Annotated in this window: 22 protein-coding genes and 1 riboswitch; of the genes, 3 read left to right on the top strand and 19 right to left on the bottom strand. The window is 49.8% G+C overall.

Annotated features, from left to right (window positions below):
• Window positions 1-22 precede the first annotated feature (22 nt).
• The 18 genes from HMPREF0980_RS16570 to HMPREF0980_RS16485 all read right to left on the bottom strand — a co-directional run bounded on the left by HMPREF0980_RS16570 (window position 23) and on the right by HMPREF0980_RS16485 (window position 14,252).
• Window positions 23-379: an arsenate reductase family protein gene (locus HMPREF0980_RS16570; RefSeq protein WP_084002911.1), complete on the bottom strand. Its 357-nt coding sequence runs from the start codon at window positions 377-379 to the stop codon at window positions 23-25.
• Between the two features lie 30 nt (window positions 380-409).
• Complete coding sequence (gene cysK, locus HMPREF0980_RS16565) at window positions 410-1,336, bottom strand: cysteine synthase A (protein ID WP_049730176.1); 927 nt, start codon at window positions 1,334-1,336, stop codon at window positions 410-412.
• Between the two features lie 55 nt (window positions 1,337-1,391).
• Window positions 1,392-2,000 (bottom strand): thiamine phosphate synthase, encoded by a 609-nt coding sequence (locus tag HMPREF0980_RS16560; RefSeq protein ID WP_049730175.1) that lies wholly within the window; start codon window positions 1,998-2,000, stop codon window positions 1,392-1,394.
• Window positions 2,001-2,014: 14 nt separating this feature from the next.
• A complete protein-coding gene (thiH, locus tag HMPREF0980_RS16555; RefSeq protein ID WP_049730174.1) occupies window positions 2,015-3,232 on the bottom strand; it encodes a 2-iminoacetate synthase ThiH in 1,218 nt (405 codons plus the stop codon).
• A 15-nt stretch (window positions 3,233-3,247) separates the two neighbouring features.
• Complete coding sequence (locus tag HMPREF0980_RS16550; protein WP_049730173.1) at window positions 3,248-4,027, bottom strand: thiazole synthase; 780 nt, start codon at window positions 4,025-4,027, stop codon at window positions 3,248-3,250.
• A 12-nt stretch (window positions 4,028-4,039) separates the two neighbouring features.
• Window positions 4,040-4,672, bottom strand: coding sequence for a sulfur carrier protein ThiS adenylyltransferase ThiF (gene thiF, locus HMPREF0980_RS16545; protein WP_198146321.1), 633 nt, complete (start codon window positions 4,670-4,672; stop codon window positions 4,040-4,042).
• A gap of 2 nt (window positions 4,673-4,674) precedes the next feature.
• Entirely contained in the window at window positions 4,675-4,872 is a 198-nt protein-coding gene (gene thiS / locus HMPREF0980_RS16540) for a sulfur carrier protein ThiS (protein ID WP_049730172.1), read from the bottom strand.
• Window positions 4,873-5,112: 240 nt separating this feature from the next.
• Window positions 5,113-5,220: riboswitch (TPP riboswitch) on the bottom strand.
• A gap of 33 nt (window positions 5,221-5,253) precedes the next feature.
• Complete coding sequence (locus tag HMPREF0980_RS16535) at window positions 5,254-6,135, bottom strand: phosphatidylserine decarboxylase (RefSeq protein WP_049730171.1); 882 nt, start codon at window positions 6,133-6,135, stop codon at window positions 5,254-5,256.
• Window positions 6,136-6,145: 10 nt separating this feature from the next.
• On the bottom strand, window positions 6,146-6,817 hold the full coding sequence (locus tag HMPREF0980_RS16530; RefSeq protein ID WP_049730170.1) for a CDP-alcohol phosphatidyltransferase family protein: 672 nt from the start codon (window positions 6,815-6,817) through the stop codon (window positions 6,146-6,148).
• A gap of 21 nt (window positions 6,818-6,838) precedes the next feature.
• Window positions 6,839-7,873 (bottom strand): lysylphosphatidylglycerol synthase transmembrane domain-containing protein, encoded by a 1,035-nt coding sequence (locus HMPREF0980_RS16525; protein ID WP_049730169.1) that lies wholly within the window; start codon window positions 7,871-7,873, stop codon window positions 6,839-6,841.
• Window positions 7,857-8,585 (bottom strand): phosphatase PAP2 family protein, encoded by a 729-nt coding sequence (locus HMPREF0980_RS16520; protein ID WP_049730168.1) that lies wholly within the window; start codon window positions 8,583-8,585, stop codon window positions 7,857-7,859. The genes HMPREF0980_RS16525 and HMPREF0980_RS16520 overlap by 17 nt, the downstream gene beginning before the upstream one ends.
• Before the next feature lie 174 nt (window positions 8,586-8,759).
• Window positions 8,760-9,059, bottom strand: coding sequence for a YciI family protein (locus HMPREF0980_RS16515; RefSeq protein WP_049730167.1), 300 nt, complete (start codon window positions 9,057-9,059; stop codon window positions 8,760-8,762).
• A 207-nt stretch (window positions 9,060-9,266) separates the two neighbouring features.
• Window positions 9,267-10,295 (bottom strand): carbon-nitrogen hydrolase family protein, encoded by a 1,029-nt coding sequence (locus HMPREF0980_RS16510; RefSeq protein ID WP_049730166.1) that lies wholly within the window; start codon window positions 10,293-10,295, stop codon window positions 9,267-9,269.
• 44 nt (window positions 10,296-10,339) lie between these two features.
• Complete coding sequence (locus HMPREF0980_RS16505; protein ID WP_049730165.1) at window positions 10,340-11,302, bottom strand: malate dehydrogenase; 963 nt, start codon at window positions 11,300-11,302, stop codon at window positions 10,340-10,342.
• Window positions 11,303-11,326: 24 nt separating this feature from the next.
• Window positions 11,327-12,238 (bottom strand): thiamine pyrophosphate-dependent enzyme, encoded by a 912-nt coding sequence (locus HMPREF0980_RS16500; RefSeq protein WP_049730164.1) that lies wholly within the window; start codon window positions 12,236-12,238, stop codon window positions 11,327-11,329.
• A 15-nt stretch (window positions 12,239-12,253) separates the two neighbouring features.
• On the bottom strand, window positions 12,254-13,432 hold the full coding sequence (locus HMPREF0980_RS16495; RefSeq protein WP_049730163.1) for a transketolase C-terminal domain-containing protein: 1,179 nt from the start codon (window positions 13,430-13,432) through the stop codon (window positions 12,254-12,256).
• Entirely contained in the window at window positions 13,432-13,701 is a 270-nt protein-coding gene (locus HMPREF0980_RS16490) for a 4Fe-4S binding protein (protein ID WP_084002909.1), read from the bottom strand. Before HMPREF0980_RS16490 ends, HMPREF0980_RS16495 begins: the two co-directional genes overlap by 1 nt.
• 11 nt (window positions 13,702-13,712) lie before the next feature.
• Entirely contained in the window at window positions 13,713-14,252 is a 540-nt protein-coding gene (locus tag HMPREF0980_RS16485) for a 2-oxoacid:acceptor oxidoreductase family protein (RefSeq protein WP_049730162.1), read from the bottom strand.
• Between the two features lie 291 nt (window positions 14,253-14,543).
• Between HMPREF0980_RS16485 and HMPREF0980_RS16480 the strand changes: the two genes are divergently transcribed.
• The 3 genes from HMPREF0980_RS16480 (at window position 14,544) to HMPREF0980_RS16470 (ending at window position 17,484) form a co-directional block, all read left to right on the top strand.
• Complete coding sequence (locus tag HMPREF0980_RS16480; RefSeq protein WP_049730161.1) at window positions 14,544-15,332, top strand: IclR family transcriptional regulator; 789 nt, start codon at window positions 14,544-14,546, stop codon at window positions 15,330-15,332.
• A 160-nt stretch (window positions 15,333-15,492) separates the two neighbouring features.
• A complete protein-coding gene (gene buk / locus HMPREF0980_RS16475; protein ID WP_049730160.1) occupies window positions 15,493-16,575 on the top strand; it encodes a butyrate kinase in 1,083 nt (360 codons plus the stop codon).
• Between the two features lie 12 nt (window positions 16,576-16,587).
• Window positions 16,588-17,484: a bifunctional enoyl-CoA hydratase/phosphate acetyltransferase gene (locus HMPREF0980_RS16470; RefSeq protein WP_049730159.1), complete on the top strand. Its 897-nt coding sequence runs from the start codon at window positions 16,588-16,590 to the stop codon at window positions 17,482-17,484.
• Window positions 17,485-17,568: 84 nt separating this feature from the next.
• On the opposite strand, the gene HMPREF0980_RS16465 is transcribed toward HMPREF0980_RS16470, so the two are convergent.
• The coding region (locus tag HMPREF0980_RS16465) for a group II intron maturase-specific domain-containing protein (RefSeq protein WP_304437666.1) at window positions 17,569-18,014 on the bottom strand (446 nt) is incomplete at its 5' end.

Genomic DNA, 18,014 nt, shown 5'->3' with positions numbered 1-18,014 from the left:
ACCGTATGCATGGCGGGCGCTTCTACATCAAAACTTTCTGCCACTCCTGCTCTTTAAAGCCGGCAACAGCAAAGTCCGTGCCGATGAGCAGCGGACGCTTTACGAGCATCCCGTCTGTAGACAGGAGCTCATACTGCTCTTTCTCGCTCATCTTCGGAAGCCTCTCTTTTAATCCAAGCTCTCTATATTTCATCCCGCTCGTGTTGAAAAAACGCTTCAGCGGAAGATTGCTTCTTTTATGCCATTCTTCCAATTCCGCAGCAGCAGGATTCTCCTCGATGATATGTCTGGCTTCAAATGCTATGCCATTGTCCTCCAGCCATTTCCTGGCCCGTTTACACGTAGTTCACTTCGGATATTCTAAAAATAGTACATGCATTGCCTTACCTCCTTTTATCGTCTTATTCTATTACTGGAACAGCGGCGTAGAAAAGTAACGCTCTGCCGTATCGGCCAGCACGGTTACCACCGTCTTTCCTCTGCCAAGCTTCTTCGCCATACGGACAGCCGCCGCCACATTCGTACCGCTGCTGATTCCGCACATGAGCCCTTCCTTGCCGGCAAGTTCCTTTGCAGCAGCGAGCGCTTCCTCGTCTGTCACTATCACGATATCATCATAGATCTTCTGGTTTAGTATCTCGGGGATGACACCGTCGCCGATGCCCATCTGCAAGTGGGTACCTACTTTTCTTCCAGACAGTATGGCAGCATTTTCCGGCTCTATGGCCCATATCTCTATGTCAGGATTCTCAGCCTTGAGCGCCTCGCCGATACCGGTTATCGTGCCTCCGGTACCTATCCCGGAACAAAATCCGTGAATCGGCTTCCCTGCCTGCCTCAGAATCTCCTGCCCCGTCTGTTCCCTGTGGGCCGCGCTGTTGGCCTCATTTTCAAACTGCTGCGGAACATATACGTTGGAATCTTCTTCCGCCATCTGCAGCGCAGTCCGCAGACATTCGTCGATGCAGTCTCCGATGTTACCTGCATCGTGGACAAGTCTGACTTCTGCCCCGTAATTGCACACCAGCTTCCTTCTCTCCTCGCTGACAGAATCGGGCATGATGATAACCGTCTTATATCCTTTCACTGCCCCTATCAGCGCCAGGCCGATTCCCTGGTTGCCGCTCGTCGGCTCTACGATGATAGTATCCTTATGGATCAGTCCCCGTTTTTCCGCCGTCTCAATCATATTAAGAGCAGTCCTCGTCTTGACGGAACCACCTATATTCACTGCCTCGAACTTTACGAGAATCTCCGCGTCTTCCGGTCCGGTCATCCGGTTCAGGCGGATGAGCGGAGTATTGCCGACTGCCTCTAACACATTGTCATAAATCATCTCTTTTGTCCTCTCTTCGTATACTTCTTATATATACACTATAGACTAAAACAGATTATGTTACAAGAGGGAGGCTGTCCTGCCAGCGCATACACTCTGACATGACACAGATACCGGCGGCACCCGCGGCGCACATCTTCTCTATGCATGCGGATGTGCCCTGCATCCCTCCGATAGCATACACGGGTATACTCACCGCATCACATACTTCCCGAAGAAAACGGATGCCCCGTGGAACTGCTCCCCGCTTGCAGTCCGTGGCGAAGATATGTCCTGCCGTCACATACGATGCTCCAAGGCGCTCTGCTTCTACTGCTTCTGAGACGGAGTGGACAGACGTGCCCAGCCAGCGAAAATGACCCGGAATACCCCCATGCCCCTTCAGCACTGGAAGAGGCAGATGGATTGCAGATGCCCTCTGAGCGGAAGCCACGCCGGAAAACGTATGCGGAATACAAAATACATGGTGCGCGTCACAGATGTCCCTCACTTGTGCAAGCAGGTGTCCGTATTCTTCTTCCGGCATGTCTTTCTCGCGCAGAAGCACGCACCGCGGATGTCTTGAGCAGATATGCGCTATCTGCTCAAGAAAAGGCCCGTGGCACAGATGCCGGTTCGTCACGGCTATCACCCGGCTGTACATACCCTCCCTATTCTCATTCATAGCTTCTGCCTCCCCTATACATAGATATAATCACTCATCACAGGCTGCAGGCCCAGACGTAGAAGGTCCGCATACACCTCTCTCACAGAGCGTGCGTCCGATATCTCGAACTGGCCGTCCCCTGTCTCTTCTATCTCGTCTACATGCTCTCCGATAGCCGTACTCACTCCCGCTGATATCTTCGTGGCCGCGATATTTACAAGATTATCTCTCACACGGGCACATTCCCTCGTAGACACGGTGATACTGGCAAAAGGCAGAAACAGACGGTAGGCCGTCACGACCTGAAGAAGCTGAGGCTCGTGGACATCCATCGGATTGATCTTCTCGTTATGGATGATAGGCCGAAGCCGGGGGCAGGAAAATGCAATCTCAGCATGCGGATATTTCCTCTGGAGCAGATACGCGTGCATACCCGTGGCGAACGCATCTGTGCGGAAGTCATCCAGCCCGAGAAGTGCGGCGAACCCTACTCCTCTCATCCCTCCCTTCAGTGCGCGCTCCTGTGCATTCAGCCGGTAAGGGAAGATACGCTTATGACCGGCCAGGTGAAGGCTCTCATACTTTTCGGAGTTATATGTCTCCTGAAAGACTGTAACATAATCGGCCCCGCATTTATGAAGATAGGCATATTCATCCGTATTCATAGGATACACTTCCAGTCCCACGACTTTGAAATATTTGCCCGCAATCTTACATGCCCGGCCGATATATTCCACATCTGACCGGCTCCGGCTCTCACCGGTAAGGATCAGCACCTCCTGAAGGCCTGTCCCGGCAACTGCTCTCATCTCTTTTTCAATCTCTTCCCCGCCCAGCATGGCACGCCTAATCTTATTATGGCAGTTGAAGCCGCAGTAGATGCAGAAGTTCTCACAATAATTCGCGATATAGACCGGAGTGAACATTTGGACGCCGTTGCCAAAATATCTTCTCGTCTCTGCCCTCGCACGCTGCGCCATCTCTTCCAGATACGGAAGTGCCGCAGGCGATAAAAGTGCGGCAAAATCCTCAGGCGTACGGCTCTCATGTGCCAGCGCGCGGGATACGTCCTTGATGGTACATGCAGTGTAGTCGTAAGACTCCATGGCCCGTATCACCTGCCCCTGCACTTCGGATTCCAGCGCTTCCATGCCCGGAAGATATGCCATGTGGTTCGTCCTGTTTTTCTTCTGCCACTCCTTGATATCGTCGTTTAATATGCTTTCATTTATATAGGTCTTGTTAACCACAATGTATGCCTCCTTCTAATCCTGCAGGAATCCGGTAAGCGGCGATGAGGCGCTGCCCCCCTTATCGATGACTCTTCCCATCCCAGTCACATATGCTGTCCGTCCCGCCTCAATCGCGCTGCGGAATGCCCCGGCCATGGCAGGAATGTCCCCGGCGGTAGCGATGGCCGTATTCGCCATGACAGCAGCCGCACCCATTTCCATAGCCTCGCAAGCCTGGGACGGCTTTCCGATACCAGCGTCGATGATAATTGGCAGATCGATCTCATCGATAAGGATGCGGATAAAATCCTTTGTACAGATTCCCTTGTTGGAGCCGATCGGGGCGCCCAGCGGCATGATGCATGCGGCGCCTGCATTGGACATATCCCGTGCAGCATTCAGGTCCGGGTACATATAAGGCATGACGACAAACCCTTCCCTTGCCAGCATCTCCGTCGCCTTCACCGTCTCATAGTTGTCAGGCAGCAGATATCTGGAATCATGAATCACTTCCACCTTCACAAAATCCCCGCAGCCCAGTTCTCTCGACAGACGTGCAATCCGCACGGCCTCCTCTGCATTCCTGGCACCGGAAGTATTCGGAAGCAATGTGACATGTTCCGGTATGTAATCCAGAATATTAGCCATGCCTCCCTCATTGGCCCGCCGCACTGCCAGCGTAATTATCTGCGCGCCTGCGTGTTCGACCGCGGCTTTGATAAGGTCAAGAGAATATTTCCCTGAACCAAGGATAAACCGGGACGTAAATGCATGTCCACCCAGTATAAATGTATCCTGTGCTTTCTGTTCCATAATAAATCCCTCCTAGTTGATATGTCTGTCTATGATATATTGTGTAATAAGATTCGCCTGATGGGCCGCACACAATGCAACCCGCGGCGCCATCAGCCCGTTCCCGTGTTCTGGTGAGCTCCCGCCGTCCCCGCACACGTAGAAATGTTCTGCAATCTGCCGCGTCCGTATCGTGTCACTTCCGCCATATCCCGCCATGCCGGAGGCCGCCACAAGCAGCTTGTCCGGATAGTATTCCCGTATGCCGTTGACAAGCATGGCCTTCGCCTCCGGTCGGTCGAACGCCTCGCATACGATCTCGTCCTGCCCAAATAAATCTGCCAGGTTTCCTTCCGTGACCTTGACGCAATCGGCCCTGATATGCAGATACGGGTTGATTTGCTGCAGCTCTTCTGTAAGAGCATCTGTCTTGTACATACCGATATGGCGGATAAAATACTGCTGCCGGTTCAAATTGGTAATATCTACCTTGTCAAAATCCAGAAGATGCAGATGCCCCACCCCCGCCCTGGCAAGAACGAAAGCTACATTTGAACCAAGGCCGCCCAGTCCCGCTATCGCCACGCGGGCACCCGCAAGTTTCCTCTGCACTCCCGCCGTGTGGCGCTCGATGAGCGCCTGCCGTATCATTTCTTCCGTAATCACTGCTAACCTCCTCCTACGAAGCTTACGACTTCTATCGTATCATGGTCTTCGAGTACAGTATCTTTATACTCCCTGCGGGGAACGATACATCCATTTTTCTCGACTGCCACGCAAGACTCCTCATACTTTAGATTCCGCAGCAGAAGAGCTATGGTCATATGAGGAACATACCCTATGTCCTTCCCATTCACTTTCAGCATCCGGCCACCTCCTTTCTACATTAATGCTGTTAAAATAAAGCATGTGCCTTGGCACATTCCCGCGCCGAGCGCGGCCGCTTGCGACATACTGCATCTACGCGCGAATGCGCAAACGTAGTTTCCTATGTATAAAAAAGAGTTCATGAAAGAAATACACCCGCGGTGGTGCACCCCTTCATGAACTCTCGTCCACTCTCGATGGTTTGGAATAAAAAACGGGAAATGCCCGAGCATTTCCCGTAATAATCTTATTATACGTTCCTACGTTGGCATTATCCAAATCAGGTTTATGGGTCGAAGTTCTCAACTTCCTCTCAGCCTATCCAATAAGCTCCCCTATTCAGTTCGCATTTAATAATATACAGCATAACGGATTTCCTGTCAATCCCCTGCCGCCTCTCCGATACGCTCTCCCATCTTCACTCTCGTCTCATATCCCTTTTCCGTGTTAGAGATAAGCGATGCATCCAGATTGACCGCCCCCTTCTGGAACAGCAGTATGATCGTGGACCCTCCGAACTCGAAACGTCCCTTTTCCTCTCCCTTTCTTACCTCGCAGGCACCATCATAATTCGTGATACGGCCTACCATAAGCGCACCTACTTCCATCATGAGGACCGTCATGAAATGGCAGCTTTTCAAAAGGGAATATTCCCTCGTATTCTCCTTATATATCGGCAATACATCGTTAGCCGCAGGGTTGACGGTATGGAATACGCCGGGAATCCTGACGTTTCTAGATTTTATTCCGTCATCTATGTAACAATATCTGTGATAATCATCCACCGTAAGCCTGAAGATGCAGGCATCTCCTCCCTCGTAACGCTTCGCGAGCTTTGCCGAACGCAGAAGGGATTCCACCGTATACAATGTATCCTTGATACGGAACCGGCCCGTCCCGTCCTCGCCCTGCAGGATAGGATAGACGCTCAGCTTGCCATCGCACGGACTGACCAGCGTCTGCTCATCTCCCTCCAGGGAGCGGCATTCCGGCTTTATCTGCCTTGTAAAAAAATCATTGTATGAAGAGAACTTCTGCTTCCGGCAGCACGACAAATCAATATCATTATGTCTGACAAACGGCCTGATCAGGCATCTGGACCAGCTCCTGTCCAGCAACCAGCCTCCGGCTCTTGAAACAGATGGCCGTATAAGCAGCTTTATCAAGCCTCTTCCCATCGTATGCGTGTACATCCACCGAAGCAGCCTGTCCTGCCCAGAATCTTCTGTTGTCACCCTGCCTTCTCTGTCTATGTATTTCATAACCCTGCCTCTACCACCTTCTGCAGAACCACGGCCAGCCTGCATGGAAATTGATACGGTAATTTGTGAAAATAATCATAATCAGAACCGCTGCCCCTACTACGGCCACGAGAGCCGCCAGGGTGGCGTTATTAGGCTTCTTGAGCTTGAACCTTCCTACAAACAGTATCCCTACGATCAGCAGCGCCAGGTGCAGGCATACGCGGAACGCCCAGTCCGGCACGAAGAACTGTATCATGAACACGAGCGGCAGCACAATAGCCATAGAAGTAATCGGCAGGCCCTGGTAATACTTTTCCCCGCTCTCCGTCACCTGGGCATTCCTGGCCTCCATGACATTAAAATATGCCAGGCGGATAACCGAGTTCACACAATACAGTATGATAATGGCAATTCCAAGCGGCCCTCTCACTCCGAGAAGATAACAGATCAATGCGGGAAAAGCGCCGAAGCAGACGACATCGCAGAGCGAATCAATCTGTATGCCGAAGGCTTTCTCATCCTCCGTGCGGTCCTTCTTCGTACGGGCAATCTTCCCGTCAAACATATCGCACAGCCCTGAGATGGCAAGGCATAAGATAGCCGTCTTGAATCTCCCGTGAATTGCCTGTGTCATTCCGAATACGGAAGATGCAAGACTGACATAAGTCAGTACCACCGTATAGTTATAGTATCCAATCATTTTACTCTCTCTTTCCTTTGCTTATAATTTATCTGTTGCTTTCTGTCCTATGGTCAGATGTGTAAACAAGGTCATTCCTGCACTGAACAAAAGCTGTACATAATATGCGATTCCTCTGCTCAGCACCATGCCCGGCAGAAGCAGTCCCGCCGTAAAGATACTCTTGAAAATTACGAGGAACAGATTCTCGCTGATTCCCATTCCGCCCGGCAGGGGCAGCATATCTACCGAAACCGACACGACAGCCTGGAGCATGACTACATCATAGATATGCGCGCCGTGCAGCCCAAATGCCTTATAAACGAACCATGTCACGAAGAACAAGGCAAAACGCTGTAAAAATGTGATAATCAGTACATTTATAATAACCTTTCCGTGGGTGCGCAGATACAGTGCCGTAGCATTGTACTGGTCCATGGAGGACGCGAGCCTGCGCGTCCGCTCCGGCTTGTGCTTCAGAATATGGATACGTTCCAGTATCTTCAGGCACTTCATCATAATCCACTTTGCCAGTGCCGGATGAAATGCCAGGATGGACATAGCGATACAACAGAATACGTTCAAAGCCACACCAAGGTAAAACACCGGCACAATCCCTCCAAGATACCGGTGCACGAACCCCCTCTGAAAAATTGCCACGAACAGGCCGATTACGACAAGAACCGACTTATATGTTATTGTAACAATCATGAGCACCAATGTCGAGACCGGAATAGGAATATTCTTCTTTCTCATGTAATATATCTGCATCGGCTGCCCTCCGCTTGCTGACGGAGTGATGGCGCTGAAGAAAAATCCCACGCAGGAATACTGGAAGCATGTCCATCTCTTCGTGCGTATCTTAAGCGTTCCGAACATATAATATATGATAATCGACTCTCCCCAGATGAAAATGACGACACCTGCGATTCCGGGGAGCAGATACCATGGATTGACACGGATGATAGCTCTCATCACAGCGTGCAGGTCTTCTCCTTTGAACACGCTGTAGAGTGTCAGCGCAAATACGACAATCAGAAAGACCATATTTGCAATCTTCTTATTCTTGCTCGCCACAGTTTCCCCTCTCTCTTCCTAATCTCTTCTGTCTGCAGAAGCATTTTCCATACAGCAGGCTAAATACCTTCTTTGGATAACGGTATATCTGCGTGTGGAATGCAATCCAGTATGTAACCTCCGCCACCAGGATTCCACTTACTGCATCGGCGATATAATGCTGTTTCGTCACCTGTGTGGATATGCATACGAGAACAGCAAAAAAGCAGGAGAAAATCCGATAAGCTTTCGAAATATTCTTCTGTCCTCTTATGCCGACAAAACAGAACCAGCTTACGAGACAGTGGAAAGATGGCAGAAGCCTCGTCGGCTGATCCACCTCGTATATCATCTGAAGCAGCGTTATCCACAACCCGTCACCTGTCAGCACTGGGCGTACATTTGTCGTGGGAAGTATGATAAATATAAACGCACAGACGACCCGTGACATCATATCTGCTGTCACGAACCGGTAGCAATGCTCTTCTCCCTGCCTTACAATCATTATATAGTTTACAATCCAGAACAGATAGCATCCAAGATAAACTGTTACAAACCACGGTATGACCGGCACAGCCCTGTCTATCGGAAGCGTCAGGTCATAATGCTTCCATGACCTCGTCAGAACCTCCGTTCCATTGTATGCCAGGAAATTAACCAGCAGGCAGGCAATCAGAGGAAATATGGCGTATTTCGGTAATATGGGCGGCTTGGCCCTGCATCTGTTTCTCATGATGACTTCTCCTTTGTCACAGCCTACAGAACATTATAGCAGACTTACGGAAAAATGCACCCTTTATTAGCAGTTCTTTAGGAATTCCTAATATTTCCTTTCCTAATTCTTTTGAAACAGCTTACTGATCGACTGGCTCTGCCATCTCCCGATGAATCGTATTTTCTCCTATGATTACAACAGATAGTTATTCTCTCGATTTGCAGCCTGAAAGCCAACTAATTTGTACGTTGCGTATCCTCCCACAACTAAAGGCTCCCTATTACAAAGATCTTCCGCTTCTTCACGACTTTCTGTTTTTAAAATATACATACCAGCCATCCCAGGATACCCTTTAAACACGCCACATATTTCCAGCTTTCCCTCGTCGTCTAACCTTCTTATGTTTTCTACATGCTCTGTAATTACCTTCTTTGTTATCTTATTATAGGTCTTGCTCTTCTCAATCAACATCATGTACATCAACTTTTCCATTTTACGGTCTCCTTTTCAGATTTTCATTCGTCGCTCTCTACTTTTCAAGTCTCTTTCCTACATTCTACTATAATTCTGAAGGCATGGAAATAGTGGATTTTCCAGACACCACCTGCAAAACAGAACGACATAAAAATATCTCCAACCGCACAACTACAGCTGGAGATAGAAAAACATTTTTCATCTGTCTACTTGACAGGGGGCAGTTCAATTTAGTGCGACTGCCCCGCTTGTCCCGCCGGCAGAAATGTCCTGCAGTTCTTCATAAGACATCGTCCGTTCTTCCGCCCTGCCGATGATCGTCACCGGAGGACGCGGATTCTCGTCGATAATCAGGCGCAGGCTCTGGTTGGAATAATGTCCCGCCGGGTCGGTAAGGAACTTCCCTGCTATAAGCAGCGACAAATCCAGCTCTGCATAGCAGATACCTTCTTCGTCTCTTGGGACTGAGGAAATCACATGGCCCGCCGGATCCACGATCATCGTCATCCCATACCCCGGCTGCATGATTTCCCTCTGTTTTTCTGTCGTACAGAGCATATCCCTCATCTGATCCGTATATATCTGGGAAGATATTACAGAATAGACCTGGTTGATGATAGAGTAGGCCTTGGCTCCCGTCTCCAGCGGATAGTTAGAGAACAGATGCTCAGGCTGCGGAAAACAGGACGGCCAGGACTGCACGTGAATCTGTTCGTTCTTCTTCATCATCGCCATCATATTGGCAGGGACCATATGCTCCCAGCATTCCAGACCGCCAAGACGTCCGATTTCGGTATCGAATACCGGCATCATGCTGCCGTCCCCCTCACCCCAGATATAACGCTCCGCCCCTGATGGCTTTAACTTTCGGTGCTTTCCGATAAGGTCTCCGTTCGGGTTGAACCAGAGCTGCGTCAGATATAGGGACGCGCCGTCTTTTTCTGATACAGAGATACATACATACACCCCGTTTTTCTTTGCGGCTTCGGAAAGCTTCTGTACTGCCGGCCCGGGCACGGTCACTGCATTTTTATACAGCTTCATGAAGAAGGGGATGCCTGCTGCAGGCTCGTCAAACCAGATCCACCATGGGTATCCCGGTATGTAAGCCTCCGGAAAGGCGATGAGCTTTGCCCCCTCGCTCCCCGCTCTGTCGATAAGGCTACACGCTTTTTCTACAGTCGCATCCCGGTCCAGATACTCCGGTGACGCCTGTATCGCAGCTGCTTTTACTACTGGATAGAAATCTTCCATATTGTTTCCTCCTTAATAATATATTAATCAGTTACAAACTACCATCAGGAAAGAGCAGGCATGCCCAGAGCTTTGCCAGTATCCGGCAGGCAGCCGGTCTGGGATATCATTCCGCTGATCTTTGCAGCCGCTTTATCCAGCTCTGTCTTCTGCTCTGCCGTAAGGGCAGGCAGTATCACTTCTTTTGCTCCTCCCTTACCAAGCCGCACCGGCAGTCCCATCGCACAGTCCGGGTATCCCATCTGTTCACAGAGCAAAGTAGAACATGGAAGGACAAGGTCGCTGTCTATCGCTATGGCCTCAATCATCATAGACATGGTGACTCCTGACGTATAGCCTGTCGTCGTTCCGGTCTCAAGATCCGTCCAGTGCCCGAACCAGTCCGCGCATTCCCTTTCTATCCTTTTCTTCTGCTCATCGGTAAGATTCATAGGCAGATCTCCATATGTCATTGAATCATAGAGCCTGACTGCTCCCCCGCCATGTTCTCCGATGCAGACTGCACCTATATTGGCATAGTCTTTTCCTGTCACCATAGCCGCAGCCCATTTCAGCCGAATCGTATCATTGCCCGCAAGCCCAAGAAACTGCCTCTCGTCCCATCCAAGGAGCTTCTGATAGATATATACGAACACATCTACCGGGTTCGCTGACACGATGACAACCGTAGAAGGACGGCAATGCTTCTTCAGCTTTTCACAGATAGGGCGGATGATTTCCACGTTCATCTGCAGCTCCTGCGCGCGGTCCTTAATATCCTTTGAAAACGGTTTTGCGGCCGCGCTGAGCATGATATCACAATCAGCAAAGTCTGCGTAGCTTTTTGCCAGAGATACTTTTGTCCTGCTGACCGGCAGGAAGGCCTGGCTCATATCCATGACGTTCGCTGCCGCATAATTCTCTTTCACATCCATCAGCTTAATCTCTTCCACACAGTTTCTGAGCCCCACGCAAAACGCGGTCGTTGCTCCGAGGCGCCCCGCACCTCCTATCACACCAAGTTTCATATTCTCCCTCTCCTTTCGCCTCTGCTAATCCGATTCCCCTGCAAGGCGCTCCAGCAGGGCATATCTGTCGTCGACAGCCTCTTGAATACTTACCATGTCTTCCAGCGTGAGATTCTTAAATTTCCCGATGCCATTCACAAATGCCTCTACCGGAAGCGGCTTCTTATTCTTATAGTTTATCTTATATATTCCGTCTTCCATCTCCCATAATGGAAAGACATTCGCCTTAACCGCATTTCTGGCGACCTCAATCGCCTTTTCAGACGGATAGCTCCATCCGGTCGGACACGGAGAAAACACATGGAGGTAGGCAAACCCTCTCTTGCTCGCCTCTAGCCCTTTCTGCACTTTTGCCACCAGGTCCGCCATGTTGGACGGAGAAGCTGCTGCACAGTATGTAAGGCCGTGCATGGACATGATAAGGGGCAGGTACTTCTGCTGCTGCCGCTTTCCGTTGATGGCAGCTCCGATTGGAGTCGTAGACGTCCGTGACCCTTTCATCGTGGTGGAGCTCCTCTGATAGCCGGTATTCATATAGCCTTCATTATCATAGCATACATACAGCATCTTCTCGTTTCGTTCCGCTGAAGCCGACAGGCTCTGGAACCCGCAGTCTGCGGTGGCGCCATCGCCTGCGACAGCTACGATATTCACATCTTCACGTCCTTTTCTCGCATACATCTGGCTCAGCCCCGTCAAGAAGGAGGCCGTATTGTCCAGAAGCGGAATATGGACCGGTATTTTAAGTCCATTGGAATAATTCCATCCAACGACACCGGCACCGGCCATACATCCTGGAGGAATACCCACAATCGTATGTTTCCCAGCTATCTTTAAGACGGTTCTCAATATCAGTTCGCCACCGCATCCCTGACAGGCAGACATGCCCGGAGTCACCTGGTCTTCTGCATTATTTAACATATCTATGTAATTCATGTATCTTCCTCCTAACTACCCCACCATATACCACTGCGTCTCCATTTCCCCCGGCTCATGCTTGTGCTCCTCTAATGTGCGTATTGATTTCATCATCATGTCGATAGAGATATCGGTGCCTCCCAGGCCTCCGATTGCCGAAAAATGACAGTATGCACTTCCCGCATCCATCAATGCCGCTTTTGTCTCCATATACATAGGACCCTGGCTCCATCCAAAGCATACGCTTCTGTCAATCACGGCAAAGGCTTTCTTTCCCCGCAGCGCTTCTGCCAGCCGCTTCGCCGGAAACGGTCTCGTGAAACGAAGTTTAATGAGGCCGGCCTTGATGCCCTCCTCTCTTGCCTGATCCACGGCATCCATGCCAGTACCTGTCATCCCTCCGACTGTAACGATGACAACATCCGCGTCTTCAGTCCTGTATTCGGATACAGCGCCTCCATAGCTGCGGCCAAATGCGGCGCTGAACTTCCTGTCAACCTCTTCCATCACCTGAAGCGCCTTCTCCATGGCTTCCAGATGTGTCTTTCTGTACTTCATGAGAATCGGTCCTGGTGTCAGCGGATCCAGGGCAAAGGGATTGTCCGGATCCAGAACCGCGTGGCAGAAGGACGGGGCAGGAAGCAATGCGTCCACCTCCTCCTGCGTGGGAAGATCCACGCCTTCTGTGAGATGGGAACTGTAAAAGCCGTCATAACAGACATTGACAGGCAGCAGGACTTCCGGGTGTTCGGCTATCATGTAGCCTTGGATCACCATATCTGCAATTTCCTGGTTGCTGTCACAGAACATCTGTATCCATCCTGCATCCCGTACGCTCATGGCGTCCTGCTGGCCGCTCCATACAGTCTCAGGAGACGTCATCTCTCTTGTGGCCAGCGCCATGACCATAGGCAGACGCAGGGTTGACATGCGGAAATATGGTTCATACATCAGCGCAAGACCCTGCGCCGAAGTCGCCGTAAACACCCTTCCGCCTCCCGCAGCAGCACCCTGGACGACGCTCATGGCCGAATGCTCGGACTCTACTTGAACGAGGCTGGCATCGATCTTACCATTATGTACAAGTTCTGCCAGATGTTCTACCACAGATGACTGTGGTGTAATCGGGTATGCGGCAATCAGATCCGGCCGGCACAGTGCAGCGGCTTCTGCCGCACAATAGTTTCCGGTAAGCACCTTTACTTCACCCATTATTTCACTCCTCCTTCCAGTACCATGTCAATTGCCTTTTTAGGGCACTCATTTGCACAGATTCCACACCCCTTGCAATAGTCATACGTAATCTCATAGCTGTTATTTTCTGATTTTATAATAGAATTTACCGGACAGTAAGCCAGGCACATGCCACATTCGATACAGTTCTCTTTGTCCATCACCGGACGCAGAATCCGCCAGCTTGCCGTATCCAGAGTATACATGCCGTCATTACCGATCGGTGTTATATGTAAATGTTCTGCCATTGAAATTCCTCCTATACTTCGACACTTTCTGTCTTATCATAAGCTGCTTCAGCCGCCCTACGGTTTTCGTCTCCAAAAGAAGCCTCTATCTCCCGGAACAGGATTTCCCTGTCTACAAGCCCTGTAATCTTAGCAAATGCTCCAAGCATTGCCGTGTTGGGAATGTTTCGTCCCAGAAATTCTTCCGATATGCCGGCAGCATCCACCAGCGCGATCTGCCCTGCCTGCTGCGGAATCTTCAGCTCTTTTGGGGGCTTTACCGTATTCATAATGATAGTTCCGCCTTCCTTCAGCCCTTCATAGGTGCTGGGCATCATTGTGAGGGAGTCGTCCAGTACCATCACGATATCCGGCTCGTAGACCTGCATTTTTCTCCGTATCGGCTCATCGGATATCCTGAGATATCCAAAGACCGGAGAGCCTTTTCTCTCCACGCCGAAAAATGGGATAAACTGCCCCTGTTTCTGTTCAGCTACAGCCGCTTTCACAATAATCTGTGATGCTTTGACTACCCCCTGCCCGCCTCTGCCATGTAAACGGATTTCTTTCATATGACACCTCTCCTTTTCCTGTTTTAATTACAAATATCTTACTGAAATCACCTTCCACTCCGTTTCTTTATACAAAACTACGTTGCTTATATCAAACTTTTTGTATTTTTATATTACATCCAGTTTAATTGATTGTCAATTGTTTTACTTATGTCATATTGTAAGAATTTCAGAACGTATTTTTAGTGATATTTAATAAACGCCGTTTTTCTATACGAAACAACATTGACGGTAAATTACTGGAATGTTAAACTAAATATATATTGAATAAGGTCTAAGGAGGAATCTCATTTGAATAATAGCAGCACCAACGATACCGTTTCTAAAAATAATGATAAATATATTCTTCACTCCGTAGAAAACGCATTGTCTATTCTGGACTTGTTTTTTACATACGAGGAATTAAGCCCCTCGGATGTAACCCGTTACCTGGGAATCAACCGCAGCACCGCTTTCCGTTTTCTTGTAACACTGGAGCGCAGCGGTTACATTTCCAAGACTCCAGGAGCTAAATACAGGCTCAGCGCCAAGGTATCGACATTAGGACAGATTGCCCACAACCGGATGGAACTCATCAGCCTTATACACCCTTGCCTGTGCAGGATATCCGATGAGACCGGTGAATCCTCTCATCTCGTTATCATGGACACTCCTACCCATGTCACTTTCATTGATAAATGTGTGGGAACGCTCTGGCTTAAGATGGACATCATGCTTGGATATACGCAGTATGCACACATAACCGCGACAGGAAAAGCCATTCTGGCCCACGAATCAGACCAGTTCATCAACCAATATATCCGCTCTGCAGAATTCGAACCCCAGACACCCAATTCCATAAAGGATGTCAAGGAACTGCTTCATCTGCTGAGCCAGATAAAAGAGCAAGGTTATTCCTGTGACAGCGAGGAGGCAGAAATAGGGCTTACGTGCTATGCGGTCCCCCTCCTGTCCATCAGCGGACGGCCCGTGGCCGCCATCAGCTCTTCCGGGCCCACGACAAGAATGATTGCCAATAAGGAAAAGCATCTGCAGGCACTGCGTTCTGCAGCAGAACAGATACAGAAAGGACTGCAGTAGGGCAGTCCTTTTCTGTTATACTTATCCTGCCATGTTAAGGTATTGACAGTCCAAGTTATCTATGTTATATTCCTCTTAACAAGTTCATATATAGAAACGCCGTTTTGTATATCAAACTTTTTGTATGCTACATTTTGATTATAATATTAAGGAGGCGTTTATGAACTATCGTCTGTTAATTATCAACATGGGGTCCACTTCCACAAAAGTCGGCGTCTACCTCGATGCGGCAGCTGTCTGGACCCATACTGTCACCCACCCAAGAGAAGAGATTGCCGGCTGCCTTCATTTTATGGACCAGTACGACTTTCGTCTCCAGGCAATTCTGAAATTGCTCCGTGACAAAAAGGAACGAATGGAGGAATTCTGCGCTGTCGTGAGCCGTGGAGGTACGATACGGCCGGTCCGCGGAGGTACTTATGCTATCACGCCCCATATGCTCTCTGATTCCCAGTGCGGCCGTTACGGGGATCATCCTTGCAATATCGGAGGGCAGATTGCCTATGACCTGGCACAGGAATATAAGATACCGGCCCTGACCGTAGATCCCCCGGTCTGCAACGAGATGTGTGAGGAAGCCGTCTATTCCGGCCTTCCGGAGATTAAAAGAATCGCCTCTTTTCAGGCACTGAACCACAGAGCCACCGCACGCAGATACTGTCAGGACCATCATGTAAGCTACAGCGATGTGAACCTCATCGTTGCTCATATGGGAGGAGGTATCACCGTAGCGGCTCATCAAAAGGGGCAGATTACTGATGTCAATAACGGGCTTGCCGGTGACGGTCCCTTTGCACTGGAACGGAGCGGGGACGTCCCTGTCGGAGAACTTATCAAATTATGTTACAGCGGCACATATGAGCTGGATGAAATGCTGCGCCGTGTCAACGGCCGGGGCGGAATGGCTGCATACCTCGGAACGGTTGACGGCAGAGAAGTACAGAGGCGCATCAGCTCCGGAGATTCTGCCGCCCTCTCTGTCACAAAAGCTATGGCCTACCAGGTGTCCAAGGAAATCGGCGGCATCGCAGCAGCCATGTGCGGCCATGTGGACGCCATTGTCCTTACTGCCGGGCTGGCCTACTGGGATTTCTTCGTGTCACTTATCAAAGAACACGTATCCTTTCTTGCCCCCGTCGCCATATATCCCGGGGAGAATGAGCTGGAATCCCTGGCGCTCGGCGCACTTCGTGTATTGCGCCGGGAAGAGGATATACAGGATTACGATGAGCAGACTATATAAGGAGGCCTGATAATGTATCATAATTTTAGCGAATTGCTGGATGGAATTAAAAAGAATGCCGTGAAGAAGGTCATTGCAGTTTCCGCCGCCCACGACAGGGAAGTGCTCGAGTCTTCCGCAGCGGCAAGAAGAGAAGGAATTGCAGACTTCATCCTTATCGGACAGGAACGAAAGATAAGCGAAATACTGTCAGCGCTTGGAGAAGATGCCGGCGTATGGCACATTATCAACGAGCCGGATGATGCAAAAGCAGCGGAACTGGCAGTATCATTGGCTTCTGCCGGCAAGGCAGATGCACTTATGAAGGGGCTGCTCCACACTTCGGTCTTCCTTCGCTCGTTGTTCCACAAAGAACATGGATTGATTCCGCCAGATGCACTTGTCAGCCAGATAACTGTGAGCGAGTTTCCCGGGGAGGAGCGGCTGATTCTGCTGAGCGACTGTGCCATCAACGTAACCCCTACCTATAAGGATAAAGTACAGATTGTCAAAAATGCTGTCTCACTGGCCCACAGGCTTGGCATCGTATGCCCAAACGTGGCCTGTCTTGCACCGGTGGAAGTAATCAATGAAAAGATGCCCGAGACGATTGACGCCGCCATGCTGAGCAAAGCCAATGAACGTGGACAGATTACAGGCTGCCATATAGACGGTCCTCTGGCACTGGATAATGCAGTCTCCACTGCGGCAGCCGCAGGCAAAGGAATCGAAAGCCCTGTCGCGGGAAAGGCAGACATTCTGCTTATGCCCAACCTCTGCACCGGAAATGCGCTGGACAAGGCGCTGCGATACTTTGCGGGCCTGCATACAGGAAGTGCCGTAATCGGAGCGGGCGTCCCCATTGTCATGACCTCCCGGTCTGATTCCGCACAGAACAAGCTGCATGCTATCGGGCTGAGCGTGCTGTGATGAAAATCGGGTAGGAGGTAAATAATTATTTTATTTACCGTCCTCCCACACCACCGTACGTACGGTTCCGTATACGGCGGTTCTTTAATTTTCACAAACTGTTAGATAATAGCCAAGTAAGGATATGTATCCCAGCTTGGCTATTATTTTGTTTGAAAAGATTTGGTTTAGCACCTGTGCCATTCTCCAATATCCTTTTCTGCTACAAGCTAGTTCCTTGGCTTTCCAATGTTCTATGCCGAGCGCTTTTAACATTCGGTATCTCGTTTTGATTTTCTTCCATTGTTTCCAGTAGACTGCTCTGATTCTTCGCCTTGCCCATTCATCTGTACTTTTGAGAAGACCCTTCATATCTGCTAGTTTGAAGTATTCCACCCATCCCCGCACATACTGTTGGTATTTATCTTCTCTGACCGCATTACTCATCCCGTTATTTCTGTCCGTTAGCACTCTGAGCCTATCCTTCCGCTTGATTACTGATTTAGGATGTACTCTGAATCTACACTTGCCTTTATATCTATAGAAACTAT

It is taken from the genome of Dorea sp. D27 (assembly GCF_001185345.1).
In the GTDB taxonomy this organism is placed as follows: Bacteria; Bacillota; Clostridia; order Lachnospirales; family Lachnospiraceae; genus Extibacter.
The sequence above is the reverse complement of the archived record's forward strand: the minus strand, read 5'-3'. Positions and strand labels throughout refer to the sequence as shown.